Raw genomic sequence first — 25928 nt, 5'->3', positions numbered from 1 at the left:
CGCTCCGTAGCTTGGCGCGGGGAAGATCATCGAAACGGGGTTGAACCATGATCAGATCAAGACATGTCCTAACCGCACTGTGCGGAGTGGGCCTGTCCGTCGCGGCCGCGCTGCCCGCCGCGGCCGGGCCGGTGCCGGTGGCGCTGCCCTCGGTGCGGCCGTTCAGCGGGTACGAGTGCTACCTGGCCTGCGCCTCGCCCGCGCAGCTGCGCACCACCACGCCGACGGTGCTGCTCGGCCTGACCGGGCCCGCCGGACGCGAACTCGGCGCACAGATCGAGGTGCGGACGGCGGGCAAGAAGTCGACCACGGTCGTCACCGGCGACCTCGCCCCGCTGCCGGTGCCGCGTGAGGTCGACTGGCGGGTGCCGGAGTCGGCCCTGACCGGCGGCGCGACGTACCAGTGGCGGGCTCGGGCCTACGACGCCCAGGGTCGGCACAGCGGCTGGACGCCGTGGCAGCTGCTCACCGTGGACACCGACCGGCCGCAGCCGGTGTCGGTCTGGTCCGAGCAGTATCCGGAGCGGCAGTGGGGGGCCGTGCTCGGCACCCCGGGCGAGTTCACCTTCACCACGGCCTCGGCCGACACCGCCGCGTTCTTCTGGGACCTCGACTACGGTTCCAACACGGTGACACCGGCGGGCGGCACCGGCGAGCGCACCGCGACGGTGCAGCTCACGCCCCCCAAAGACGGGGTGAGAGTCGTCAACGTGCAGGCGATCGACCCGGCCGGCAACGTCAGCGACACCACCCGCTACCAGTTCTGGGTCAGCCCGCCGCCGCTGCGGTACGCCTACTGGAGGCTGGACGAGACCGGCGGCTCGACCGCGGCCGACTCCGGCACGATGTCGGCTGACGCCACCCTGTCGGGCGGGGCCGCCTTCGGCACCGGGTACGTGGACGGGTCGGGTGGCGTGGTGTTCGGCGCCCCCGGCGCCGTGACCACGGCCGGGCCGGTGCTCGACCCCGCCGGCAGCTTCACCGTGCAGGCCTGGGTGAACCCGGCCAGCCTGGACGGCAACCGCACCGTGCTCAGCCAGGAGGGTGCCGACGGCACCGGCTTCAAGCTGTACTACGACGCCGGGGTCGGCGCCTGGTGCTTCGGGGTCGTCGACGAAGCTGGCGGCGCTCCGACGACCGCCTGCGCGTCCGGGGCCATGCCGCCCACGGTCGGCGAGTGGCGGGAGCTCGCGGCGTCCTACGACGCGATCACCGCGCAGCTGACCGTCTACGTCGGCGGCGGCTGGGACTGCGGCGGCGAGCAGAGCACGGTGACCCGTACGACGGCCACCGCGGCGACCGGCCCCTTCACCCTCGGCCGCGCCGCCGGGGGCGAGAGCTGGCTCGGCATGATCGACGACGTGTACGCCCGCCAGCGGACCCTGTCCTCGGCTTCGATCTGCCAGCACGCACTCCAGTAAGGCCGGTCGGGCCGCACCGGCGTCGCCGGTGCGGCCCGTGGTCTCACCGCAGGGCCGCCGCCCGTTCGGGTACGGCAGTGGCCCACCAGCGGCGGGTGGCCAGGCCGCCGAGCAGGCAGCCCAGCGCGTTGACCAGGATGTCGTCGACGCTGAACACGCGGCCGCTGACGAACAGGTGCTGAACCACCTCCAGCACGAACGAACACGCGGCGCCCAGCGCGAACAGCCGCCACGGGGTGGCGAACACCGCCGCGCGCACCGGCGCACCGGCCCCGAGCGCGAACAGCACCAGCAGGTTGCCGACGATCTGCGGCACGATGAAGCCGATCGGCTGGATCATCTGCACGCGCAGGTCGCTGAGCGGGATCAGGTACACCCGGACGAAGTCGGGCGGCACCTGCACCGGCGTCATGATCATCCATACCCACGGAATGGTGCCCGCGACCGCGAGCACCTCGGCGAGCGAGCGACGCCGGGCCTGGACCGGGTCGAGCCCGCCGCGCACCCGCAGCCGCGTCAGCGTCGCGATCGTGAGCAGCATGAGTGGGGCCAGCGCCACCATCGTGATCCACACGACGTGCCAGCGCTGCCAGAGCTGCTGCATCATGCGCAGGACACTAGTGCACGATGTCAGAGTGCAGACGCTGCTGGAGCCCGCTGACCTCGACCGCCTGCGTACGGCGCTGACCGCCGCGGGCTTCACCGCCGACGGCATCGCCGCCCGCCTCGGACCGGCCGCCACCGCCGACGCCGCCCGGCACGACTTCCGCGCCACGCTGCGCGCCACCGGCTCCGGCGACCCGCTGGACACGCTGATCCGTCTGTTCATCTGCAGCGTCACCGAACCCGAGCTCGCCGTCACACGGGCGCTGGCGCCACTGCCGCTGTCTGCGGCCCGCGCCGCCGGGATGGTGGCGCTGGAGGACGGCGGGGTGCGCGCGAACGTCGACCTGGAGCCGTACGGCGACTGGTGGGTCCTGTCCGACCTGCCCGCCCAGCCCGGCCGCCAGCTGCCCGCCGACCACGTGCTGGGCGTCGGCGGCGCCTCCACCACCCTGGCCGCCGCCACGGTACGCACCAAGGTCGGCACCGCCCTCGACCTCGGCACCGGCTGCGGCGTACAGGCGCTGCACCTGAGCACGCACGCCGCCTCGGTCACCGCGACCGACCTGTCCCCGCGCGCGCTGCGCTTCGCCGCGACCACCGCCGCGCTCAACGGGCTGAGCTGGGAGCTGCTGCAGGGGGACATGCTCGCCCCGGTCGCCGACCGCAGCTTCGACCTGGTCGTCAGCAACCCGCCGTTCGTGGTCGGGCCGGGCACGGCCACCCACGTGTACCGCGACTCCGGCCGCGCCGGCGACGGCATCTGCGCCGAACTGGCCGCGGCCGCCCCGACGCTGCTCAACCCCGGTGGCACGCTGCAGTTCCTGGCCAACTGGGTGCACGTGACCGGTGCGGACTGGGAGGACCGGGTCGCGGGCTGGTTCGCGGGCACCGGCATGGACGTGTGGGCGATCCAGCGCGAGGTCAGCGACCCGCTGGACTATGTACGGCTGTGGCTGGCCGACGCCAGCGAGCGGCACGACGCGCACCGGGCCGCGCAGTGGCTCGACTGGTTCGCCGAGCACGGCGTCGAGGCGATCGGCTTCGGCCTGATCACCGCCCGGCACAGTGGCAAGGCCGACCCGACCGTGGTCTGCGAGGACCTGCGCCAGCAGGTGCAGCCGCCCCTGGGCGACCGCGTCGCCGAGTGGTTCACCCGCCGCGACTGGCTGGACTCCCGTACCGCCGAAGACCTGCTCGCCACCCGCTTCCGCACCGCCCCCGGCCTGCAACTGCGTCAGGAGGCGACCATCGGCGACGACGGCTGGGCCGTGGACCGCCAGTACCTCACCCTCCCCGAAGGCCTCCGCTGGACCGAGGAGATCGACCCCCTGATCCTCGCCCTGGTCAGCGGTTCCACCGGCGCCCTCCCCCTGTCCGACCAGCTCCACCTCCTGGCCACCGCCCACGACGCCCCCCTGCCCGACCTCACCCAAGCCCTCCTCCCCGTCCTGGACCACCTGGTAGAACGCGGCATCCTCCTCCCCACCCCCCGCTAGCCCCCTCCTTCCCGTCGATCATGAACTTGTGGCAAGGTTCGACGGCGTGTCGTTGGCACAGCTTCCTGATCAACATGGCGGCTAGGGGGTAGCGGGATGCGAGCGGTGGTGCAGACGGTCAGCCGGGCGAAGGTGACCGTCGCGGACGAGATCGTGGGCGAGATCAAGGACGGGCTGCTGGTGCTGCTGGGCGTCACGCACAGCGACACCCAGGCCACGGTCGAGACCATGGCCCGCAAGGTGTACGAGCTGCGCATCCTCGATGGCGAGCGCTCCGCCTCCGACATTGACGCGCCGCTGCTGGTGGTCAGCCAGTTCACGCTGTACGGCGACGCCCGCAAAGGCCGCCGCCCCACCTGGCAGGCGGCGGCCCCCGCAGAGGTCGCCGAGCCCCTGTTCACCGCCTTCGTCGAGGCGCTGCGCGCCCGGCGCGCCACCGTCGAGACCGGCCGCTTCCGCACCCACATGCTGGTCGAAAGCGTCAACAACGGCCCCAACACCGTCATCCTTGACCTCTAGTCCATCCCGCGAGTCGATCAGGAAGCCGTGCACACGACACACCGTCGAGCCGTGCCATAAGTTCATGATCAACGCGTCAGAGGAGGGGGCCTCGGCGGGTGGTGGACTGGGTCAGCCAGTCCTGGAGGAGGGCTTTCCAGTCGGTGTCGGCGATGGTGGCGGGGTCGACGGTGAAGCGGCCGAAGATGTCACGGTCGGCGAGCAGGCCGACGCGGCGGTCAAGTTCGAGCACCACGTGCAGCTTGCGGTCGGTGGTGACGAAGCTGACCTCCAGGTTGCGCAGGTGCTGGGCGTAGGCGGGACCGGGTAGGAACTCGATCTCCTGGTAGAAGGGCAGCGTCTGGGGCAGGCTGCGCAGGCGGCCCCGTTCCAGGTCGGCCTTGGCGAACTGGAAGCCCAGCTGCACCAGCGTGTCCAGGATGTGCTGCTGGGCGGGCGTCGGGTCGATCTCGACCGGATCCTCGTCGGTACGGTCCACCTCCCGCGCCACCTCCAGCTCGGTGCGCAACCCCACCTTCATCCCGGCGAGCTGCTGCCCGAAGGCGCGGGTGAGCGGCGTCTCCAGCGGCACGTCGAAGGTGACGTCGAAGACGCGGCGCTCCCGCGCGGCCAGGGTGAAGCCCTCCACCACCCGCTGACGGTGGAACTCCACCGTGGACACCCGTCCCGGCAGGCCGCCCTCCACCCCCACGTCGGCGACCAGCGCCAGGGCCACGTACCCGATGGTGACCTGGTGGTCGCCGCCGGTCACCTCGACCGTGCCCTTGAGCCTGCCACCGGGCTTGGCCCGCGACACCGACAACTCCGTACGAACCGTTGGGCCACCGACCCCGAACAACCGCATCAGGCGCTGCACGACCACACGTCCTCCCCGAGTCTGTGTCCGCCGAATCCGAGAATCGTCTCACCGCCGCCTCACGCGCCATGCACCAAGCTGTCAGACAGTTGCCACTTCGGCACAGCGGTGCAAGGGAACACGGGGAGGAACGGCAATGACCGAGAACGTCGAGACCATGGACATCGCCAGCGTGACCGAGATCACGGTTGATCTGGACGAGACGGACGACCGCGGTGTCTCCACCGACCTCGTCCGGGCGTACCTGAACCTGATCGGACGCACCAAGCTGCTCACCGCCGAGCAGGAGGTGGTGCTGGCCCGCCGGATCGAGGCCGGCCTGATGGCCGAGTACATCCTGGAGTCCGAGGACGACCCCCGCGCCGAGACCCTGCGCCGCGATCTCGAGATCGTGGTCCGCGAGGGCAAGGCCGCCAAGGATCACCTGCTGGAGGCGAACCTCCGCCTGGTGGTCAGCATCGCCAAGCGCTACACCGGCCGCGGCATGGCGTTCCTGGACCTGATCCAGGAGGGCAACCTCGGTCTGATCCGCGCCGTCGAGAAGTTCGACTACACCAAGGGCTACAAGTTCTCCACGTACGCCACCTGGTGGATCCGGCAGGCCATCACCCGCGCCATGGCCGACCAGGCCCGCACCATCCGCATCCCGGTGCACATGGTGGAGCAGGTCAACCGCATGGTCCGGGTGCGCCGCGACCTCGCCACCGCGCTGGGCCGCGAGCCGTCCATCGCGCAGATCGCGCAGGCGCTGGACGTGCCGGAATACCAGGTCATCGAGCTCATCTCGTACGACCGGGAGCCGGTGAGCCTGGACCAGGCCGTCGGCGAGGACGGCGAGAGCGCGCTGGGCGACTTCGTCGCCGCCGTCGACCCCCGGGGCGACGCCGCCGACGCGCTGGCCCAGGGGCAGCTGCGCGACGAGGTGGAGATCGTGCTGGCCACCCTGTCGCAGCGCGAGCAGGAGGTCATCCGGCTGCGCTTCGGCCTGGACGACGGCCGCCAGCGCACCCTGGACGAGGTCGGCAAGGAGTTCGGCCTGTCCCGCGAGCGCATCCGCCAGATCGAGAAGACCACCCTGCTCAAGCTCCGCAGCGGCGACCGCGCCGAGCGCCTGTCGGTCTACGCCGCCTGACCCGGAGCGCCTACTGCTCCGGCGGGGGCGTCACCGCGGCTGCCCCGGCCCCACCTAGCATTGACGCTGGCCTATCTAGTGGACGGATTTCCACAAATCGTCCACTAGATAGGCCAGCGTCAATTTAAGTACGGGGCGGGGTCGGCGGGGCGGGGGTGTCAGCGCAGGTGGCGGGGGCCGGTGTCAGGGCGGGGCTGGGGTTCGGCGAGTTCGGCGCTCGCGTGCAGCACCGACAGGCCCGTGGCCCGTACCAGCACCGGGTTCAGCGTCAGCCGGCGCAGCCGGGGCGCCTCGTCGGCCAGCTGCCCCACCCGCACCAGCAGCTGCGCCAGCGCGTCCAGGTCGGACCCGTGCAGCAGCGGGAACGCTCTCGGTGCCCGGACCAGGGCGGCCGCGTCGGCGTCGGTGAGCGGCGCCGCCCGCCAGGCCCGGTCGCCGACCAGCTCGGTCACCGGCCCGCCCAGCCCGAACCCGACCACCGGCCCGAACGCCGGATCGTCGACGACCTCGACCACCACCGCCACCCCGGGCGCCACCATCGGCTGCACCAGCACCTCCACCCCCGCCCCGAACAGCTGCTCGAGGTCGGCGTAGGCACGGCGGGCCTCCTGCGGTCCGGCCACGTTGAGGCGTACGGCGCCGAGGTCGATCCGGTGCGGCCGGTCGGCCACCTTCAACGCCACCGGCACCCCGGCCGCCGTGACCGCGGCGGCCACCTCCTCGGCACCCCTGGCTCGCACGGACCCGACCACGTCCACGCCGTACGACGCGAGCAACCCCTCGACCGTCGACGCGTCCGGATCGGCGCCGGGTGGGGCGGGCGGCAGCGTGCCCGGGGGCACCCGCAGCCAGGCGGCGCGCCGGATCACCTGGGCCAGCGCCCGCACCGCCTCCTCGATGGACCGGAACGACGGCACCCCGGCAGGCCCCTGCCCGGCCAGGAAGCTCGCCACCACCGGCTTGTCCGACTCCGCCACCGCCTCGGCCAGCGCCGCCGCGTACGGCGCCAGCAGCTCCGTCTCCACGCTCTGGTCGGCGGCCAACGGCCCGGTCGGCAGCGGCGGCGCCACGACCACGACCAGCGCGTCCACGTCGTCGCTGTGCACGACGCCGCGCACGGCCGCGGCGAACTCGGCCGGGCTCGCCCCAGGCCCGACGGCACCGGAGCGGCCGACCGGCAGCCCGGTCGCGCGGATCTCGGCGGCGGCCAGCGCGGCCAGCGGGAACGCGTTGGCGATGACGCCGATGCGCTCGCCGGTGGGCACCGGCTGGCTCGCCAGCACCATCGCCACGTCGAACAGCTCGCCGACGGTGCCGACCTCGATCACGCCGGAGTGGGCGCGCAGCGCCTGCATGGCGGCGTCATCGAGCGCGGAGCCGCCGATGCCGGTGTGCCCGGCGAGCATCACGATCGGCCGGTGCCGCCCGACGGCACGGGCGATGCGGGCGAACTTGCGCGGGTTGCCGAAGGTCTCCAGGTACATCGCGATCACGTCGGTGTGCGGGTCCTGGGCCCAGAACTGGAGCAGGTCGTTGCCGGAGACGTCGGCGCGGCGGCCCGCGCTGACGAACCCGGACACGCCCAGGCCCCGGCGGTCGGCCTCGGCGAGCAGCAGCAGGCCGAGGGTGCCGGAGTGACAGAACAGGCCGACCCGGCCCGGCGGCGCGGGCGGGGCGGGCCAGGGCAGGCGGGGCACGAGCGTGGCGTTGAGCCGTACCGTGGCGTCGGCGACGCCCAGGCTGCCGGGCCCGATCACCCGCATGCCCGCGGCCCGCGCCGACCGGACCAGCTCGCGCCGCGCGGCCGGGTCCAGCTCGGTGAGGGTCAGCAGCCCGTGCACGCCCGCGGCGGCCGCGTCGGCGACCACGTCCGCGATCGCCGACGGCGGCACCGCGACGACGGCCAGGTCCACCGGCCCGTCCACCTGCGATACCGAGGTGAGCAGGCCTTTGGGGTGGATCTCGTGGATCGGCCCGGCGAACCCGGCGCCGCGCAGGTGGGCCAGCACCGCCGCGCCGACGCCGTGCCCGGCCGAGCTGGCGCCGTAGACCGCGACCGCGCCGGGGCGCAGCAGCCGCGCCACCGAGCGGGCCTCGGTGCGCTGCTCGCGGTCGGCCTGCACGGCCCGGGACCGCTCGGTCGGCGCGACCGGGAACGTCAGCGCCACCACGCCGTCGGCGAACTTGCGGCTGACCTCGTATCCGGCGTCGGTGAACACCCGCAGCATGGCGCCGTTCTCCGGCAGCACCTCGGCCACGAACCGGCTGATGCCGACCTCGCCCGCGGCGGCGGCCAGGTACTCCAGCAGCACCGAGCCGACGCCGCGGCCCTGGTAGGCGTCCTCGACCACGAACGCGACCTCGGCGACGGGCGCGTTCTCGCCGAGGCGTTCGTAGCGGCCGACCGCGACCAGCCGGTCGCCGACGGCGACCACGAACGCCTCCCGGTCGACGTGGTCGACGTTGACGAACCGGTGCAGGTCACGGGCGGGAATCCGGGGGTACGGCGAGAAGTAGCGCAGGTAGCGGGTGCGCTCGGAGAACCGGGCGTGCATCGCCACCACCGCGTCGGCGTCGCTCGGCTCCACCTGGCGCAGGTGGACCGCCGTGCCGTCGGCGAGCAGGACGTCCGCGCTGCGCACCGCTCAGTCCCTCGGGTCGTGCGGGTCGAGCCCGTGCAGCGGGTAGACCGCCCGCCGCGTCGCCATGATGGCCCGGTCCAGCGGGTCGGCCTCGGCCTCGGGCTGCCACGGCGTGTACTTCGGCGTGCCGCCGTCGCTCAGCGTCGCGGGCACGACCCGGCCGGGGCGCAGCCGCTCGGCGAGGTCGCGCCACGCCTGCGGGGTGGGCGTGGCCGGGTCCAGCGGCTCGCCGGTGATCATCGCCAGCAGGTGGGTCCAGGTCCGGGGCACCACCTCGACCAGGGCGTACCCGCCGCCGCCGGTGGCGACCAGGCGCCCGTCGCACAGCTCGTCGGCCAGCTCCCGTACGGCCAGCTGCGCCGCCCGCTGCCCGTCCACGCTGAGCCGCAGGTTGGCCAACGGGTCGAGCCGGTGGCTGTCCGCCCCGGCCTGCAGCACGATCAGCTGCGGCCGGAACGTGCGCAGCACCGACGGCACCACCGCGTGGAACGCGCGCAGCCAGCCGGCGTCGCCGGTGCCCGCGGGCAGGGCCAGGTTCACCGCGCTGCCCTCGGCGCGGGGGCCGCCGGTCTCGTCGGGGAAACCGGTGCCCGGGAACAGGGTCAGCGGGGACTCGTGCAGGCTGACCGTGAGCACGCGCGGGTCGTCGTAGAAGATCTCCTGCACCCCGTCGCCGTGGTGCACGTCGATGTCGACGTAGGCGATCCGCTGCGCGCCCTGGTCGAGCAGGTCGGCGATGGCGACGGCCGGGTCGTCGTACACGCAGAATCCGGCGGCGCGGGCGGGCATGGCGTGGTGCAGGCCGCCCGAGACGTTCACCGCGCGCTGGACCTCGCCGCGCCACACCGCCCGCGCGGCGGCCAGCGTCGCGCCGCAGACCAGCGCGGACGCCTCGTGCATGCCGTCGAAGACCGGGTTGTCGGGGGTGTTGAGGCCGTATCCCCGGAAGAACGGGTCGTCGGGGGCGGCCCTGACCGCCTCCAGGTAGTCGCGCCGGTGCACGCGCAGCAGCTCGTCCTCGGTGGCGGGCTCGGGCGTGACCTTGCGCACGCCCGGCCGGTCGAGCACGCCCAGTTCGCGGGCCAGCGCCATGGTGAGCTCGACCCGCACCGGATCCAGCGGATGGTCGCCCAGGTTGTAGGCCAGGAGCTTGTCGCTCCACACCACCAGCGAGTTCATTCGCCCGTCCCGATCGGGCGGGCCGGGTCGGTGATCCAGTGGCTCCACGAGCCGACGTACAGCGCGGCGTCGGTGCGCCCGGCCGCGTGCAGCGCCAGCACGGTGTGCGCGGCGGTCACGCCCGAGCCGCAGTACGCCCCGACCGGCTCGCCGTCGAACTCGGCGAAGATCTCGGCCAGGTTCTCGCGCAGCGTGCCGTCGGCGTTGACCAGCTCGCCGTAGGGCAGGTTCCGTGCCCCCGGGATGTGCCCGGCGACCGGGTCGACCGGCTCGGTCTCGCCCCGGAACCGGGCCGCGGCGCGCGCGTCGAGCAGCACGCCGTGCCGGGTCAGGTCGGCGGCGGAGTCGGCGTCGAGCACCGGCAGGCCGCCCGGTCGCACCACCACGTCGCCCCGGGTGACCGAGGGCTGGTCGGCCGCGACCGCGCCACCGGCGGCCGTCCAGGCCGGGAAGCCGCCGTCGAGCACCCGTACGTCGGCCACCCCGGCCCAGCGCAGCGTCCACCAGGCGCGTGCCGCGGCCAGGCCGTCGCCGCCGTCGTAGACCACGACGGGGTGGTTCTCGCGCAGGCCCGCGGCGCGCAGTGCGCCCTCCAGGGCCTGCGGGTGGGGCAGCGGGTGGCGCCCGCCGGAGCCGGGCGGGCCGCACAGGTCCCGGTCGAGGTCGACGAAGACCGCGCCCGGCACGTGGCCGGTGTCGTAGTCGTCACGCCCCGGCGGCCCGGACAGCCGCCAGCGCACGTCCAGCAGGGTGGGCGGCGCGGGCTCGCGCAGCAGCGCCGTCAGGTCCGTCGCACTGATCAGAGGTGTACGCACACAAGCAAGTCAACACCATCGCACCGGGCCCACGCGTGTCGGCGCGAACCGTCGGTCCCACCTGCCACACTGCGGCGGGCGCACTGCGCTCTTCCCGAGATGACGAACCCGGCCGGACGCCGCATGATCAACCGGTTGCACCTGGAAGGTGTCACTGCGGTGACGCGCAATAGAATCGCTTCCAGCGACTTGGAGAGGACCATTTCATGTCCGACCTCATTGACACCACCGAGATGTACCTGCGCACGATCCTCGAGCTCGAGGAGGAGGGCGTGCCGCCCCTGCGCGCCCGCATCGCCGAACGGCTGCACCAGAGCGGCCCGACCGTGAGCCAGACCGTGGCCCGGATGGAGCGCGACGGGCTGCTCACCGTCGTGGAGACCGACCGCCACCTGCAGCTGTCCGAGGCCGGCCGGGCGCATGCCGTCGCTGTCATGCGCAAGCACCGCCTCGCCGAGCTGCTGCTGGTCAACGTCATCGGCATGCCGTACGAGGAGGCCCACGAGGAGGCCTGCCGCTGGGAGCACGTGATGAGCGACGCGGTCGAGAAGCGGGTCTACGACCTGCTGAACCGGCCGACCCGCTCGCCCTACGGCAACCCGATCCCGGGCCTGGACGCGCTGGACACCAGCCCGCGCGAGTCCGTCGGCAACGACCCCGAGCGCAATCTGGCCTTCCCCGGCCTGACCGGCCAGGTCGTGGTGCGGCGGATCTGCGAGAGCGTGCAGACCGACTCCGAGGTGCTGCGCCAGCTGCACTCCGCCGGGGTCGACCCGGGTGCCACGGTCACCGTGGCGCAGGAGCGCGACGGCGTCGCCATCGACCACGGCGGCGAGCCGGTGCGCCTGCCCCGCGAGGTCGCCTCGCGGGTGTTCGTCTCGACGTCCCGCTAGGTCGGGCCCGGCTCGCTAGATACCGGCCCGGTCGATCTCGCGCGCGAGATCGACCAGTTTCGGGGCGAGCCCGGCCGAGTCGCCACCCTTGGGCAGGGTCACCTTGAGCAGCATCAGGCGGGCGTTGCCCGCCAACCACCCGATCTCCACGTACGGCCCGCGGCCCGAGGCTGCGGGCCGCACCGCTTGGTAGGCGGCCCGGCCCAGCTCGGTGACCGTGCTGGCCCCGTCCGGCGGAATGGTGTCCTTGAACACGGCCACGTCGGCGGTGGTGGGCGTGACCGACAGGCTCAGCTCGGGCAGCGGGGTGTCGGCCTGGCGGGCCACACACGTGTTGGTCTTGCCCTGCTTGGCCGACCCGGCGACGGTGAGGTCCAGCCCGAGGCTGCGCGTGATGCGGTCGTGGTCGAGCAGGCGGCAGGCACCCCCGGCGGCGACCGTGGCGCGCACCGGCACCGACGGGGTCGCGTCGGGCTCGGCTTCGGCCGGGCCGGAGCAGCCCGCGAGCAGGGTCGCGCCGATCGCCAGGGTCAGCACCGTCGTTCGCACCCGAACAACCTAGCGGCCGGGCCGGTCCGCCGAAAGTCGCCCGAGCCGGGTCGGACCTGCCTAGCCTGGTCCCATGACCGGCAAAGTGGTGCATTTCGAGGTGCCCGTCGACGACGTGGAGCGGGCCCGGACCTTCTACACGGACGCCTTCGGCTGGCAGCTGGACGACATGCCGGGGTTCGACTACATCTGGGTGCGCACCACCCGCACCGACGACCGGGGTATGCCCGCCGAACCCGGGTCCATCAACGGCGGCATGACCCGGCGCGAGGCGCCGGTGACCCAGCCGATGATCACGGTCGAGGTCGAGGACATCGACACCGCCCTGGCCAAGGTCGTCGCGCTGGGCGGCGCGGTGCTGCAGGAGCGGCAGCCGGTCGGCGAGATGGGGTTCACGGCGTACGTCGTCGACACCGAGGGCAACCCCCTCGGACTGTGGCAGAACGCCTGACCGTGTCGGGCGGCCCGGCTGGACCCGGCGATGCCCGGACACGGCCATGCCCGGCCGGACACGGTCCGACCGGGCATGGCGGCGGTTCAGCTCTGCTGCTCGACCTGGCCGCGCAGCGTCACGAACTCGGTCTTGATGTCGTCGACGGACTTGAAGTACCAGACGAACATGCCGAGGCTGCCGTTGTCGGCCCAGGCGCAGACCGCGAGGTCGACACCGGCGGTCGTGGCCGAGCCACACTTGGCCGAGCCGCCCAGCGGGCCCGGGTCGACCGAGGCGAGGTCGGTGGCGGTCAGGCCGGAGGTGCCCATGCCCTTGAAGGCTTCGTCGAGCTCCTTCTCCGGGTTGCCCATCTTCGCCGCCGCGGCGAACAGCATGACCATGTCCTGCTTGGCGGGGTCGCCGTAGAAGCCCGCCACCACGTTCGAGGCGCCGGGGACCGCGGACGACAGGCCCGACTTCATGGTCTCCGACAGCGACTTGAGCTCAGCCTGCTCGACCGGGGCGCGGCCACCGAGCTTGTCCGGCGCGACGACGGTGGTCTTCTTGGTCGGCAGCTGGGCCTGGGCCGAGGCGACCGCGTCGTTGACGTCCTGGACCGCGTCCTCGACCTTGTCCTTGGCCAGGAAGAACACGCCGACGACGCCGCCGATGCACAGCAGCAGCACGACGACGACGATGCCGATGATCAGGCCCGCCTTGGACTTCTTCGGCGGCGCGATCGGCTGGGTCGGGTACTGCGGCTGGGTCGGGTACGGCGGGGGGTACTCCGGGGTGGGAGGCTGGGACACGCGAACGCTCCTGAGTCATGTGTCTATGGGGTTGAGCCGCATCGTAACCAGGGCAGGCGACAGTGTCGCAGCGGGTTTCGCGTTCAGTGACGACTTCGGTGGGCAAGGCCGAGATCACGAACACCGACAGTGAGGAGACGACCATGAGCACCACCCGGCGCATCGGGGCGAGCGGACCCGAGGTCGGCGCGATCGGCCTGGGCTGCATGGGCATGAGTTTCGCGTACGGTCGGCGCGACGACGAGCAGTCGGCCGCCACCCTGCGGCGCGCCCTCGACCTGGGGGTGACCCATCTGGACACCGCCGACATGTATGGCTTCGGCCACAATGAGGAGCTGATCGGCCGAACGCTCGGCAGCCGTCGCGACGAGTACGTGCTGGCCACCAAGTTCGCCAATCGTGCCGAACTGGATGCCCAGGGTCAGCCGGTACGCCGCTTCGTGGACTCCTCGGCCACCTGGGCCCGCCAGGCGCTGGAGGATTCACTCCGACGGCTGAACACCGACGTGATCGACCTCTACTACATGCACCGTCGCAATCCCGACACTCCAATCGAGGAGACGGTCGGCGCGATGGCCGAGTTCGTGGCCCAGGGCAAGGTGCGGCACCTCGGCCTGTCCGAGGTGAGTCCGCAGACGCTGCGCACCGCCCACGCGGTGCACCCCATCGCCGCCGTGCAGATGGAGTACTCCCTGTTCACCCGGTTCGTCGAGGACGAGATGCTGGCCACGTGCCGGGAACTGGGCGTGAGCCTGGTCGCGTACTCGCCGGTGGGGCGGGGCTGGCTCACCGGCAAGGTGACCTCACGCGAGGACCTGGCCGACGACGACTTCCGGCGCAGCGTGCCCCGCTTCGCCGAGGAGAACTTCGCACACAACCTGGCCCTGGTGCAGGCGGTGCGCGAGGTCGCCGACGAGGTCGGGGCCACTCCGGCGCAGGCGGCCCTGGCCTGGCTGCTGGCCCAGGGCGACGACATCCTGCCCATTCCCGGCACCAAGCACGTGTCGTACCTGGAGGAGAACGTCGCCGCCGAGAACGTGACCCTCTCCGCCGACCAACTCACCCGCCTCTCAGCCGCCGTCCCCGCCGACGCCGTAGCCGGCGACCGCTACAACCCCCAAGGCATGCAAACCGTAGGCCACTGACCTCCTTCCTTCTGTCGATCATGAACTTATGGGCGGGTTCGACGGCGTGTCACGCCCATAAGTTCATGATCGACGAGATTGGTTGGCAGGCATTGTGGGAACGCTCCCAGCCGTATAGGATTCGTCGCGCTCAATGCGTGTCGCCGAGACTCCGGGTATCTCGCCCACGCGGATAACCCGTCAGCGCGCCCCCCGCGCGCCCGAATCCGCTCCGGGAGTCACCTTGTCCCCCATCAGCAGGCGCCTCGTCGCGTCCCTCGTCGCCGCAGCCGCGGGCCTCGCCACCGTCGCCTGGGGCCTGTTCGTGCCCACCGCGCAGGCAGCCGCCGCGGGCTGCCAGGTCACCTACCGCGTGTCGTCCCAGTGGGGCGGCGGCTTCACCGCCGACGTCGCCCTCACCAACCTCGGCGACCCCGTCACCGCCTGGACCCTCAAGTGGACCTTCCCGGCCGCGAGCCAGGCCGTCAGCCAGGGCTGGAACGCCACGTTCAGCCAGAGCGGCGCCCAGGTCACCGCCGCCAACCTCGGCTACAACGGCAGCCTCGGCACCGGCGCCGGCACGTCGATCGGGTTCAACGGAGCCTGGACGACGGCCAACCCTGTGCCGACCTCGTTCACGCTCAACGGCGTGACCTGCACCGGAACGACGACCCCGGCCTCACCGTCGCCGTCCCGGACCGCCTCGCCGTCGCCGTCGCCGTCCCGCAGCGCCTCCCCCTCGCCGTCGCCGTCCCGGTCGGCCAGCCCCAGCCCGAGCACCAGCCCGAGCAGCAGCGGCTGGAACCCGCCCGCGAACCTGGTGCAGCCGCTCAACGAGGTGTGGGCGCACTACGAGAGCACGTACAACCAGCTCTACACGTTCCGCAACTACGGCTGGGACCAGGTCATGGCGGGCGGCGGGCAGATCAACTACTGCGTACGCTGGGACTCCAGCGCCCACGTCACCGCCACCCAGCGCGACCAGATCCACGCCGCGCTCGCCCGCCAGTTCAAGAAGTGGATGGACGTGATGGCGGGCCACAACGGCTGGCCGTACGCGAACGTGCCGGTCAAGGTCGTCGGCTGGGCCGTACGCGACCGCGCCGCCCTGGAGTGGACCGACAGCTCGGTCGACATCTACGTCAACAACATCCGCGAGAACGCACCGCAGTGCGGTGAGCCGTGCGGCCGCTTCTTCCACCAGGACGGCAACTACTCCGGCTGCGCCGGCGGCGCGTCGCACCACTACGACATGTCGCTGTGGCTGACCGCGGGCATGACCGGCGGCGCGGGCGGCGACTGGGGCCAGCGGATCGGCAGCGAGTACTACACGAGCAACCTGAACACCGACAACATCCACATCCTGTTGCACGAGATGGGACACAGCTTCGGTCTGGACGACTTCTACGACTGGACTCCCACCGGCCAGTGCTGCTTCATCATGAACGCGGGCAGCGCCACGTCCATCACCGAGTTCGACAAGTGGATGCTGCGCGACTGGTGGCGCCACCTGAAGTCCCGCTGGGGCTACTGACCCCGCCGAACCCGGGGCGCGCCTCCCCTCTTCCCCGACGGGCGCGCCCCGTCCGTCCATTCGTGCTGTATCGGGGAACCCGCACGAATGGACGGTCGGATTCCCGCACTTTTCCCGAAGCCGCAGCCTGGCCGATGTCAGCGGCGAGACAGCCCCGCCACGGCGGCCAACATCAGCACCGCCCCGGCGGCCGCCACGACGGTGAGCCGCTCGCCCAGCAGCCCGACCGCGATCAGCACCCCCGCGACCGGCTCCAGCAGCGTCACCACCGCCGTCACCGTCGCCGGGACCGCCGCCACCCCGGCGAAGAACAGCCGATATGCCAGCGCCGTCGGCACCGCCCCCAGGTACAGCAGCCAGGCCCCGTGCACCGCGAGCGTCCCCATGGTCGGCAGCAGTCCCTCCCGCGCCGCCAGGGGCGCGACGCACACGGCGGCCACCACGAACGCGGCCGAGGTGACCGAGGACAGATCACCCCCGGCCCGCCGCGAGTAGATCGTGACCACCGCGTACCCCGCCGCCGACAGCACCCCGAACGCCGCCCCGAGCAGCGGATTCGGCCCTGCCGTCCCGGCCGACCCGACCAGCGGCACCAACCCGGCCAGCGCGGCGCCGACGTATCCGGCCCGCGCCGGCGTCAGCGCCTCCCCGAGCACCACCCGCGCCGCGAGCGCGATCACCACGGGGCAGGCCCCGAGGGTGACCACGGTGCCCACGGCGAGCCCGCCGTACGCGATGGAGCCGTAGTAGGCGGTCTGGTAGACGGCCAGCCCGAACCCGAGCACGAGGGCGTCCCGGGGGCGGACCGGGGTGCGGTCGCGGGTGAGGGCGCGCAGGCCGTACAGCATGACGATGCCGCAGACCAGGCGCCAGAACGACACCGCGAGCGGCCCGAGGCCACTGGTGCGGTAGAGGACCGAGGCGACGGCGCCACCGGTGCCCCAGGCGACCGCGGCGGTGCCGACGAAGAACAAGCCGCGCCCGTACGACGCGGTGGTGCTCGCGCGCGCCGGCGCGAGCCCGGTTGAGGACTCCATTTCCCTGCTTCTCCACTGTCTCGATGGCCGTCGGTTTCCGCGTATGCGGACGGGCCACCGGCGTGCGGCCTAGGCCGTCACGGCAGTGGGGCAGCGCCGTCCGCTCAGCGGACCGGCGGGGAGATGATGGTGCGCCTCATGCGGTCGATGGTGCCCCGGAATGCGGCGGGCCGCCAAACCGTTAAACCAGATCGTGAGAATCCTGGAGGAGTACGAACGCGGCCGCCTGTTCTTCGACTACGGCGACTACATCACCGCGGCCGGTATCCTCGCCGACGTCGTCGCCGAGGTGCCCGAGGACGTCGCCCCGCGCCTGCTGCTGGCGCGCGCCTACTACCACTCGGCCCAGCTGCACCGGGCCGAGGAGCAGCTGCGGCTGGTGCTCGAACGCGACCCTGCCGAGCACTACGCGCACCTGATGCTCGGCCGCACCCTGCAACGCCAGAGCCGCCACGACGAAGCCCGCCGCCACCTGCGCATCGCCGAGGCCATGGGCGCCTGCTGACCTGACGCGGGCCGGAAGCGCCGGCCCGCGTCACCGGCCTCATTCGTGGTCGTAGAACTCCACGCTGATGTTGGTACGACGCACGGTCACTTCGGCGTGGTCGCCGAACGCGTCGAGCAGCACGTCGGCGAACTCGTTCCCGTGTAACGCGTCGGCCAGCGCCCGCGCGCGGTGGTAACGCTCAGGCTGGTCGCCCCGGTACGGTCCGTACTGCCAACCATGACTCTCGGCGGCGTGCCCGCCGAGTGTCGGATGCGTTCCGGCGTACTCGCCGACTTCGAGCAGACCGAGGTCGGTGACCTCGGTGTCCCCGGTGGTACGCACCCAGAAGTCGCTCAGACCGAAGACGCAGGGCTCACCGTCATTGAAGTAGGGCGTGAACTGCCGCCATCCGAATTCGGTGATCGTCTCGTCATCGAGCAGCGCCCGCAGCAGCGGTTGCAGCTCCGAGAGCGGGCGCTGCGGTACCCGGTCCGACTCAGTGATCGTCCCTTCCACCGGGATTCCCAGGAAACTGGTGTGGCTCAACGGTTGTCCTCTCCGAGCAGTACCGACAAGGGCACCTCCTTGCGCTGCGCGCCGGACATCCATGGCTTGATCGGCATCCCGGCCAGATAGTCGGCGGGCGAGGGCAGCCAGCCGAGGTCCTCCAGGATGTGCCGCTCGGCGATCAGTCGCACCGGGATGCGCTTGCGGCCCACCTCCAGCGTGGTGCCGAAGATCCGCTGGCACAGGAACACTCCCGCGGTGTGGTGGTACATCGCCCGGTGCCGCACGTCGCCGATGATCTGCTTCGAGGAGTCGATGAACTCCTCGATCGCCAGGTAGTCCTCCGGCTCGCCGCCCCACTTGCGGGCGGCCGACTGCGCGTGGTGCCACGAATTCATGGCGCGGACGCTAAGTCGTACCCCCGACAGTTCTCGATCAACCGGCGGCGCGCAGCGGGCGGAAGAACTCGCGCATGTCCTCGGCCACCTGGTCGGGCTCCTCGAACGCGACGAAGTGGCCGCCGGAGACCAGCGGGTGGAAGAAGCGCAGGTCCGTGTACGTGCGTTCGGCCAGCTCGCGGGGCATGCCCTGGTCGGCCAGGCTGACGCTCACCCCGGCGGGCACTTGCACCAGCGGCAGCACCGGCTCGTGGTGCTCGTCGAAGTACGGCCGCATCGCGGTGCCGACGGTCTCGGTCACCCAGTACAGCGTGATGGTGGTGAGCAGGTCGTCCTTGCTCCAGCGGCGGTCGATCTCACCACCGCAGTCGCTCCACGCCCGGAACTTCTCCACCAGCCACGCGGCCAGTCCCGCGGGCGAGTCCAGCAGCGCCGCCGCGAGCGTGTCGGGGCGGGTGGCCTGCAGTTCGGCGTACCCCTCGCCGCCCTGCCACTTGGCCTTCAGCCAGTCCAGGAACGCGTCCTCGGCCGGGGACAGGCCGGTGCGGCGCGAATGGGGCGGGTAGGCGGGGTGCGCCGCGTACAAGCCGATGATCTTCTCGGGGTGACGGACCGCGAGCCAGTCACTCACGCCCGCGCCGACGTCCTCGCCCGACGTCCCGAACCGGCGGTACCCGAGCCGCGCCATCAGCTTCGCCCAGACGTCGGCGGTCCTCGGCTTGGTCGACGGACCGTTGAGCGGCAGGTCGCTGAACCCGTAGCCGGGCAGCGACGGGATCACCACGTCGAACGCGTCGGCCGGGTCGGCGCCGGACGCGGCCGGGTCGGTCAGCAGCGGCACCAGCTTCAGCATCTCCACGAAGGAGTACGGCCAGCCGTGCGTCACGATCACCGGCAGCGGCGCCGCGCCGCCCTCGGACCGCTTGCCGCGCACGTGCGCGAAGTGGACGGTCTGCCCGTCGATCTCCGTCAGGAACTGGGGGTACGCGTTGAGCCGCTGCTCCTGCGCCCGCCAGTCGAACTCCTCGGCCCAGTAGTCCAGCAGCTCGGCCAGGTAGTCGGGATCGGTCCCCGCGTCCCACGCCTGCGCCCCGCTACGCCGCCCGAACCGGGTCCGCACCACCCGTTCCCGCAGGTCGTCCAGCACACCATCAGGCACATCGATCAGAAACGGCTGCACATGCCGATTCTGCCACCCACGCCGGACCCTGCGGCGTTCCGGCTTTCGGGCGGCCTCGCAGCGCCCCCCACCATGCGGCTGGTCCCACTAGGCTCCGGCGACACGTCATGTGACACGGGGAGTCTTCTTGAGAACAACGCTGCGCAGCCTTGCCCTGCTCGTCCTGTTGGCCGGTCTCCCGTTGACCGGCCCGTCGCCGGCACTGGCGGCCCCGCCGGACGGAGTCAAGGGCACCGCCGAGGGTGTGATCCGTAGAGCCGACGGGCACGTCGACTCGGCGCGGACGGTCAGCCGGCTGGTGGAGCTGCACGCCAACACCTACATGTACCTGGTCCGCGCGGCGACGGACTGGGATGACCTCAGGCTGGAATTCATGCCCGCCGCCCAGGCCAACGGGGTCCGGGTCATCGTCTACCTGCTTCCGCCGACGGAGTGCCCCAGCTCTGCCGCCAGCCCTTACTCCTGCGACACGTACCTCCCGCATCACAAGGACTACGTGGCGTGGGGCCAGGACATCGCGACGCTGTCCAATCAGTACCCCCTGCTCACCGCCTGGACCATCGACGACATGGACATGGGCAGCCGGAGCTACTTCTACAACCCCGACTTCTTCACCCCGGCCTACGTACGGCAGATGAACGTGGCGGCCAGCGCCATCCAGCCGCACCTGGACTTCTACCTCGAGTACTACCAGCCCAGCCTCACGCAGACGGTGATCAACAGCTACGAGTACGCGATCGACGGCGTGATCATGCCGTATCGCGACGGCGTCAACCGCAACACCACGATGACCGACACCGAGCAGGCGGCGATCGACTCCGTCTCGGCCATGCTGGCGGCCCAGGGCAAACGGCTCATCCTCATGGTCTACGGCAACGAGCTCAGCGCGACCGTGGATCGGCCCGACGTCGACTACCTCACCCGGGCTGTCGACACGGCGCTGGCCGACACCTCCGCCGGAAAGATCGCGGGCGTCATCATCTGGCAGCTCGTGCTCGATCCGGCGGGCGCTCCCGCGGGCGGGTCCTTCCGGAAGGCCAACACGGGCAGCGGGGCGCTGAGCCTGTCCGTGGCACCCGGCACGGAGACGGCAGCGGGCCAGTACGCGCAGGCCAAGGCGGATGTCACCTTCACCCCGGCCCAGCCCTGCACCCTGTCCCTCCGGTACGCCGACGATCGCAACATCGGCCAGGACCTCGGATATCACGACAAGCAGATCCTGGTCCGGGACGAGACCACGGGCACGCAGACCATCATCTGGAGGCGCGATGTCGCGTCCGAGAACACCACGTGGGACCAGTGGGAGTGGACGAGCACCCTCGACCTGCGCCCCTACCTCGTGTCCGGGCACCGGATCTCGCTGATCCTGCGCCTGGCCGAGCTGAAGAAGGTCTCGAACTACTCGGTGAACGTCGCATACGACGATCTGGCTTTCAGCGGCGGCTGCGGCGTGTCGAACACGACGTTCGAGTCGGACGCCGGGTGGACGGTCAGCCGCTCCGGCGGCCCGGTGCTGGCAGGCGTCTACCAGTACAGCTCGACCTACACCACGGACGCGTTCGCGGCGGTGGCGGGCCGCTTCTGACGCTGTCGCGGACAGCAGAAGGGGAGCCAGGCGTTCGCCTGGCTCCCCTTCTGTCACGCCATCAGGGCGTCATCAGCTGCAGCCGCTGGTGGAGCCGCAGCCCTCGCAGACGTAGCAGCTGCCCGCCGGGCGCATCTTCGTGCCGCACGTGTAGCACAGCGGCGCGTCCGACACCCGCCCGGTGATCGCCTCCAGCACCTCGGTCGACGACCCGACCCGGGTCACCGGCAGCACGGTCGCCCCGGCCTGCGGCTCGGCGGCGACCGGAGCCGGGACGTACTCGACGCCCTCCTCCTCGGCCCGCAGCCGTGCGGCGCGCTCGGCGGCCGTGAAGACGCCCAGCTCAGCCCGCTGCTCGTATGGCAGGAAGTCCAGTGCCAGCCGTCGGAAGATGTAGTCCATCACCGAGTTCGACAGGCGGATGTCCGGGTCGTCGGTCATACCGGCGGGCTCGAACTTCATGTTCATGAACTTCTCGACGTAGGTCTGCAGCGGCACGCCGTACTGCAGGGCCACCGAGACGGCGATCGAGAACGCGTCCATCACCCCGGCCAGGGTCGAGCCCTGCTTGCCGAGCTTGAGGAACACCTCGCCGAGGCCGTCGTCGGGGTACGACGAGGCGGTCAGGTAGCCCTCGGCGTCGCCGACGGTGAACGACACCGTCTGCGACGGGCGCTTCTTCGGCAGCCGCTTGCGCACCGGCCGGTACTCGATGACCTTCTCGATCACCGGAGTGGCGACCTGGGCCACCGCCTGCGTGGCGGCGGGCTCCTTCTCCTTCGTCGCGGCGGCAGCCGCGAGCGGCTGGCGCTGCGCCACCGACAGCGGCTGGCCGACCTTGCAGTTGTCGCGGTAGATCGCCAGCGCCTTGAGGCCCAGCTTCCAGCCGTCGTAGTACATCTGCTCGACCTCTTCGACCGTCGCCGCCTCCGGCATGTTGACGGTCTTGCTGATCGCGCCGGAGATGAACGGCTGCACCGCGGCCATCATCAGCACGTGGCCCATGGGCGCGATGGAGCGCTCGCCCATGGCGCAGTCGAACACGGCGTAGTGCTCCGGCTTCAGGCCGGGGGCGTCCACGACGTGGCCGTGCTCGGCGATGAACTCGGTGATCGCCTCGAGCTGCTCCTCCTGGTAGCCCAGGTTGCGCAGCGCGCGCGGCACCGTCTGGTTGACGATCTGCATCGAGCCGCCGCCGACCAGCTTCTTGAACTTGACCAGCGCCAGGTCCGGCTCCACGCCGGTGGTGTCGCAGTCCATCATGAAGCCGATGGTGCCGGTGGGGGCGAGCACGCTGGCCTGGGCGTTGCGCCAGCCCTGCTTCTCGCCGAGGTTGTTGCCCGACTTCCACTCCTTGCGGGCCGCGGCGGCCACGGCGGTGGCGACGGGGCCGTGCGGGGTGAGCGCCTCGGCGGCCTCGGCGTGCTTGCGCATGACCTTCTGGTGCGGGGTGGCGTTGCGGGCGTAGCCGTCGTACGCGCCGACGACGCCGGCCAGCTCGGCCGAGCGCCGGTAGGCGGCACCGGTCATCAGGGCGGTGATCGCGCCGGACAGGGAGCGGCCCGCCTCGGAGTCGTACGGCAGGCCCGAGGCCATCAGCAGCGCGCCGAGGTTGGCGTAGCCGATGCCGAGCTGCCGGTAGGCCCGGGTGTTGTCGGTGATCTTCTCGGTCGGGAAGTCGGCGAAGCAGATCGAGATGTCCATCGCGGTGATGACGAACTCGACCGACTTGACGAACTTCTCGATGTCGAAGCCGCCGTCGGCCCGCAGGAACTTCATCAGGTTCAGCGACGCCAGGTTGCACGAGGTGTCGTCCAGGTGCAGGTACTCCGAGCAGGGGTTGCTCGCGGTGATGCGGCCGGTCTCGGAGCAGGTGTGCCAGGCGTTGATGGTGTCGTCGTACTGGATGCCGGGGTCGGCGCACTCCCACGCGGCCTGCGCGAGCTTGCGGAACAGGCTCTTGGCGTCGACGGTCTCGATGACGCGGCCGTCGAGGCGGCCGACGAGGTCGAAGCTCTTGCCCTCCTCGACCCGGGTCATGAACTCGTCGGAGACGCGCACCGAGTTGTTGGCGTTCTGGTACTGCACGCTGACGATGTCGCGGCCGCCCAGGTCCATGTCGAAGCCCGCGTCGCGCAGGGCGCGGATCTTGTCCTCTTCGCGCGCCTTGGTCGAGATGAACTCCTCGATGTCGGGGTGGTCCACGTCGAGGATGACCATCTTGGCCGCGCGCCGGGTGGCGCCGCCGGACTTGATGGTGCCCGCGGAGGCGTCGGCGCCGCGCATGAAGCTGACCGGGCCGGAGGCGGTGCCGCCGGAGGAGAGCAGTTCCTTGCTGGCGCGGATGCGGGACAGGTTGATGCCGGAGCCGGAGCCGCCCTTGAAGATCAGCCCCTCCTCCTTGTACCAGTCCATGATGGAGTCGACCGAGTCGTCCACGGACAGGATGAAGCACGCGCTGACCTGCTGCGGGCTGGCCGTGCCCACGTTGAACCAGACCGGGGAGTTGAAGCTGAACACCTGGTGCAGCAGCATCCAGGTCAGCTCGTGCTCGAACACCTCGGCGTCGGTGGCGGTGGCGAAGTAGCGGTGCTCCTCACCGGCCTTGCGGTAGGTCTTGACCACGCGGTCGATGAGCTGGCGCAGGCTCCACTCCCGCTCCGGGGTGCCAACCGCGCCCCGGAAGTACTTCGTGGTCACGATGTTGGTCGCGTTGACGCTCCAGGACTCGGGGAACTCCACCCCGCGCTGCTCGAAGTTGATCGAGCCATCGCGCCAGTTCGTCATCACGACGTCACGGCGCTCCCAGGTGATCTCGTCGTACGGGTGGACGCCCTCGGTCGTCCACACCCGCTCGATCTTGAGACCACCGGCGCCCGCCCGCGTGCGCTTGGCGCTCGCTGTTGCGTTCTCCCCCACGTCAGCCCCCTAAGGTCAACGACTTAAAACAACACTTCAACTGCAAAAACACGTTCTGGTACGGGCGTCAGCCCGCGACCTGCCCGGCCCTGGCGCCCGCGTCGGCGTCCTCGGTGACGTCCGGCCCGGCAGGTTCCTGCCCCGGGACGGGCTGGTTATGCCGCCGCAGCGACTCGATCTCACGGATGAAGTCGTCGGCGGACTGGAAGTCCTGGTAGACGGAGGCGAACCGCAGGTACGCCACCTCGTCGAGGTCCCGCAGCGGCCCGAGGATGGCCAAGCCGACCTCCTGGCTGGGCACCTCCGCGGCGCCGCGCCCCCGCACGACGTCCTCGACCCGCTGGGCCAGCAGCGCGATCGCGTCCTCGGCGACCGGGCGGCCCTGGCAGGCCTTGCGCACCCCGTTCATGATCTTCGGTCGGCTGAACGGTTCGGTCACGCCGCTGCGCTTGACCACCGAGAGCACCGTCTCCTCGACGGTGGTGAACCGCTTGCCGCACTCGGGGCAGTGTCGGCGCCGCCGGATCAGCGCGCCGTCCTCGGCCTCGCGGGAGTCGACCACGCGGGAGTCGGGGTGTCGGCAGTACGGGCATCGCATCGCTGTCACCTCCCACGTCGTCGTCACCGTTCCGGGCAGTGCGGCACCGCTCCGGGCATGACTTCGTCGACGGTCGCCAATGCGGCCGTCAACGGGTACAACGACGGAGAGTGACTCGGCCGTTCCCCCACGAGATGGGCCCTGAAACCCAATCTGTGGGTGGTCGGCTCGACACCACCACAAGATGTGGGGTTGAACTTATGCCCCAGGAGCCCCGGTCGCAAGTTGACTCGCCCATTTCTGAGACGTGTCGCGAGCAACAACACGGACCGTCACCCACACGGGGCACAGCGGTGATCAAGCATCGACACGGATGGAGGATCGTACAGATGTTTGAAACTGACACCAAGTCGCATTAAGGTGTCCGGTAAGAACCACTCGTAACGTTCACCACCACCGATGCGAACTTGGTGGCTGCGCGTACGCCACATCACCGGAGGTCCGAATGTCCCCCAATGAGCGAGCGTCGCGACCTGGTAGGCCGCCGACCGCGCCCGCCGGAGCGGGACCTTTGCGCGCGGTCGCGGCCACCAGCGGCACCACCGCGGATCTGCAGAACGGGGACCTGAGCAGCCGCCAGCGGCGCATTCTCAGCGTGATCAAGGAATGGGTGGAGCAGCACGGCTACCCGCCCACCGTGCGCGAGATCGGCGAGGCCGTCGGCCTGGTCTCGCCGTCCTCGGTGGCATACCAGCTCAAGGAGCTGGAGCGGAAGGGCTTCCTGCGCCGCGACCCGTCGCGCCCGCGCGCCGTCGACGTGCGCACCCCGGTCGACAGCAGTGACAGCGAAGAGACCACGCTGGCCGCCCGTCCCACCCCGGTGTACGTGCCACTGCTCGGCCGCATCGCCGCCGGTGGCCCGATCCTGGCCGAGGAGTCGATCGAGGAGGTGCTGCCGCTGCCGCGCGAGCTCGTCGGCCAGGGCACGCTCTTCTCGCTCCAGGTCAAGGGTGACTCGATGATCGAGGCCGCCATCTGTGACGGCGACTGGGTCGTGGTGCGCCAGCAGCAGGTCGCCGAGAACGGCGACATCGTCGCCGCGATGATCGACGGCGAGGCCACGGTCAAGGTCTACCGGCTGCGCGAGGGGCACGTCCAGCTCATGCCCCGCAACCCGGCGTACGACCCGATCCCCGGCGACGCGGCCGTCATCCTCGGCAAGGTCGTCTTCGTGATGCGCCGGGTCTGACCGGCCCCCGAACAGCGAAC

The 25928-nt window shown here is 71.3% G+C and carries 24 protein-coding genes; 11 read left to right on the top strand and 13 right to left on the bottom strand.

Going from position 1 to position 25928, the window contains the following annotated elements; all coding sequences use genetic code 11:
* Window positions 1-86: 86 nt before the first annotated feature.
* On the top strand, window positions 87-1421 hold the full coding sequence (locus KUA19_RS15135) for a LamG domain-containing protein (RefSeq protein WP_217396631.1): 1335 nt from the start codon (window positions 87-89) through the stop codon (window positions 1419-1421).
* A gap of 43 nt (window positions 1422-1464) precedes the next feature.
* Here the strand turns inward: KUA19_RS15135 and KUA19_RS15130 are convergent, their stop codons facing one another.
* Window positions 1465-2028 (bottom strand): VanZ family protein, encoded by a 564-nt coding sequence (locus KUA19_RS15130; protein WP_217396630.1) that lies wholly within the window; start codon window positions 2026-2028, stop codon window positions 1465-1467.
* Between KUA19_RS15130 and KUA19_RS15125 the strand changes: the two genes are divergently transcribed.
* Window positions 2027-3523, top strand: coding sequence for a DUF7782 domain-containing protein (locus tag KUA19_RS15125; protein ID WP_217396629.1), 1497 nt, complete (start codon window positions 2027-2029; stop codon window positions 3521-3523). The two genes, KUA19_RS15130 and KUA19_RS15125, sit on opposite strands and share 2 nt — an antisense overlap.
* A 96-nt stretch (window positions 3524-3619) precedes the next feature.
* A complete protein-coding gene (gene dtd, locus KUA19_RS15120) occupies window positions 3620-4042 on the top strand; it encodes a D-aminoacyl-tRNA deacylase (RefSeq protein WP_217396628.1) in 423 nt (140 codons plus the stop codon).
* 76 nt (window positions 4043-4118) lie between these two features.
* Here dtd and KUA19_RS15115 read toward each other — a convergent pair whose 3' ends face one another.
* On the bottom strand, window positions 4119-4904 hold the full coding sequence (locus KUA19_RS15115; protein ID WP_217396627.1) for a sporulation protein: 786 nt from the start codon (window positions 4902-4904) through the stop codon (window positions 4119-4121).
* 130 nt (window positions 4905-5034) lie between these two features.
* Here KUA19_RS15115 and sigB point away from each other — a divergent pair, with 130 nt between their 5' ends.
* On the top strand, window positions 5035-6030 hold the full coding sequence (gene sigB, locus KUA19_RS15110; protein ID WP_217396626.1) for an RNA polymerase sigma factor SigB: 996 nt from the start codon (window positions 5035-5037) through the stop codon (window positions 6028-6030).
* Between the two features lie 158 nt (window positions 6031-6188).
* Here the strand turns inward: sigB and KUA19_RS15105 are convergent, their stop codons facing one another.
* The 3 genes from KUA19_RS15105 to KUA19_RS15095 are packed head-to-tail and all read right to left on the bottom strand — an operon-like array spanning window position 6189 to window position 10666.
* A complete protein-coding gene (locus KUA19_RS15105) occupies window positions 6189-8672 on the bottom strand; it encodes a GNAT family N-acetyltransferase (protein ID WP_308167245.1) in 2484 nt (827 codons plus the stop codon).
* A gap of 3 nt (window positions 8673-8675) precedes the next feature.
* Window positions 8676-9851, bottom strand: coding sequence for an acetoin utilization protein AcuC (locus tag KUA19_RS15100; RefSeq protein WP_217393553.1), 1176 nt, complete (start codon window positions 9849-9851; stop codon window positions 8676-8678).
* The gene (locus tag KUA19_RS15095; protein WP_217393555.1) at window positions 9848-10666 is read right to left on the bottom strand and encodes a sulfurtransferase; all 819 of its coding nucleotides are present in this window, start codon (window positions 10664-10666) and stop codon (window positions 9848-9850) included. Before KUA19_RS15095 ends, KUA19_RS15100 begins: the two co-directional genes overlap by 4 nt.
* A 206-nt stretch (window positions 10667-10872) precedes the next feature.
* On the opposite strand from KUA19_RS15095, the gene KUA19_RS15090 reads away from it, so the two are divergent.
* On the top strand, window positions 10873-11559 hold the full coding sequence (locus tag KUA19_RS15090) for an iron-dependent transcriptional repressor DtxR (RefSeq protein WP_217393557.1): 687 nt from the start codon (window positions 10873-10875) through the stop codon (window positions 11557-11559).
* A gap of 15 nt (window positions 11560-11574) precedes the next feature.
* Here the strand turns inward: KUA19_RS15090 and KUA19_RS15085 are convergent, their stop codons facing one another.
* Complete coding sequence (locus KUA19_RS15085; protein ID WP_217393559.1) at window positions 11575-12108, bottom strand: hypothetical protein; 534 nt, start codon at window positions 12106-12108, stop codon at window positions 11575-11577.
* Between the two features lie 73 nt (window positions 12109-12181).
* Between KUA19_RS15085 and KUA19_RS15080 the strand changes: the two genes are divergently transcribed.
* Entirely contained in the window at window positions 12182-12559 is a 378-nt protein-coding gene (locus KUA19_RS15080) for a VOC family protein (RefSeq protein WP_217393560.1), read from the top strand.
* 86 nt (window positions 12560-12645) lie between these two features.
* Here KUA19_RS15080 and KUA19_RS15075 read toward each other — a convergent pair whose 3' ends face one another.
* Window positions 12646-13350, bottom strand: coding sequence for a flagellar basal body-associated FliL family protein (locus KUA19_RS15075; protein ID WP_217393562.1), 705 nt, complete (start codon window positions 13348-13350; stop codon window positions 12646-12648).
* 143 nt (window positions 13351-13493) lie between these two features.
* On the opposite strand from KUA19_RS15075, the gene KUA19_RS15070 reads away from it, so the two are divergent.
* Window positions 13494-14495, top strand: coding sequence for an aldo/keto reductase (locus tag KUA19_RS15070; RefSeq protein ID WP_217393564.1), 1002 nt, complete (start codon window positions 13494-13496; stop codon window positions 14493-14495).
* Window positions 14496-14718: 223 nt separating this feature from the next.
* Entirely contained in the window at window positions 14719-16008 is a 1290-nt protein-coding gene (locus KUA19_RS15065; protein ID WP_254548374.1) for a cellulose-binding domain-containing protein, read from the top strand.
* Between the two features lie 137 nt (window positions 16009-16145).
* Here the strand turns inward: KUA19_RS15065 and KUA19_RS15060 are convergent, their stop codons facing one another.
* A complete protein-coding gene (locus KUA19_RS15060) occupies window positions 16146-17045 on the bottom strand; it encodes a DMT family transporter (RefSeq protein WP_217393570.1) in 900 nt (299 codons plus the stop codon).
* 193 nt (window positions 17046-17238) lie between these two features.
* Between KUA19_RS15060 and KUA19_RS15055 the strand changes: the two genes are divergently transcribed.
* Complete coding sequence (locus tag KUA19_RS15055) at window positions 17239-17550, top strand: tetratricopeptide repeat protein (protein WP_217393572.1); 312 nt, start codon at window positions 17239-17241, stop codon at window positions 17548-17550.
* A gap of 39 nt (window positions 17551-17589) precedes the next feature.
* On the opposite strand, the gene KUA19_RS15050 is transcribed toward KUA19_RS15055, so the two are convergent.
* From KUA19_RS15050 to KUA19_RS15040, 3 genes are read right to left on the bottom strand one after another with little or no spacing between them, the layout of a single operon-like run.
* Window positions 17590-18078 carry a hypothetical protein gene (locus tag KUA19_RS15050; RefSeq protein WP_217393574.1) on the bottom strand — a complete coding sequence of 163 codons (489 nt, stop codon included), beginning with the start codon at window positions 18076-18078 and terminating at the stop codon, window positions 17590-17592.
* The gene (locus KUA19_RS15045) at window positions 18075-18437 is read right to left on the bottom strand and encodes a DUF6915 family protein (RefSeq protein WP_217393576.1); all 363 of its coding nucleotides are present in this window, start codon (window positions 18435-18437) and stop codon (window positions 18075-18077) included. The genes KUA19_RS15050 and KUA19_RS15045 overlap by 4 nt, the downstream gene beginning before the upstream one ends.
* A 37-nt stretch (window positions 18438-18474) precedes the next feature.
* Window positions 18475-19617, bottom strand: coding sequence for an epoxide hydrolase family protein (locus tag KUA19_RS15040; protein WP_217393578.1), 1143 nt, complete (start codon window positions 19615-19617; stop codon window positions 18475-18477).
* Between the two features lie 127 nt (window positions 19618-19744).
* On the opposite strand from KUA19_RS15040, the gene KUA19_RS15035 reads away from it, so the two are divergent.
* Entirely contained in the window at window positions 19745-21202 is a 1458-nt protein-coding gene (locus KUA19_RS15035; RefSeq protein ID WP_217393580.1) for a hypothetical protein, read from the top strand.
* Between the two features lie 72 nt (window positions 21203-21274).
* Here the strand turns inward: KUA19_RS15035 and KUA19_RS15030 are convergent, their stop codons facing one another.
* On the bottom strand, window positions 21275-24121 hold the full coding sequence (locus tag KUA19_RS15030; RefSeq protein WP_217393582.1) for a vitamin B12-dependent ribonucleotide reductase: 2847 nt from the start codon (window positions 24119-24121) through the stop codon (window positions 21275-21277).
* A gap of 67 nt (window positions 24122-24188) precedes the next feature.
* Window positions 24189-24719: a transcriptional regulator NrdR gene (gene nrdR / locus KUA19_RS15025; protein WP_217393583.1), complete on the bottom strand. Its 531-nt coding sequence runs from the start codon at window positions 24717-24719 to the stop codon at window positions 24189-24191.
* A gap of 445 nt (window positions 24720-25164) precedes the next feature.
* Between nrdR and lexA the strand changes: the two genes are divergently transcribed.
* Complete coding sequence (gene lexA, locus KUA19_RS15020) at window positions 25165-25908, top strand: transcriptional repressor LexA (protein ID WP_217393586.1); 744 nt, start codon at window positions 25165-25167, stop codon at window positions 25906-25908.
* Window positions 25909-25928 lie beyond the last annotated feature (20 nt).

This window comes from Catellatospora tritici, assembly GCF_019083965.1.
Classification (GTDB): Bacteria; Actinomycetota; Actinomycetes; order Mycobacteriales; family Micromonosporaceae; genus Catellatospora; species Catellatospora tritici.
Note: the sequence above shows the minus strand (reverse complement) of the source record. Positions and strands in the feature narration are given on the sequence as shown.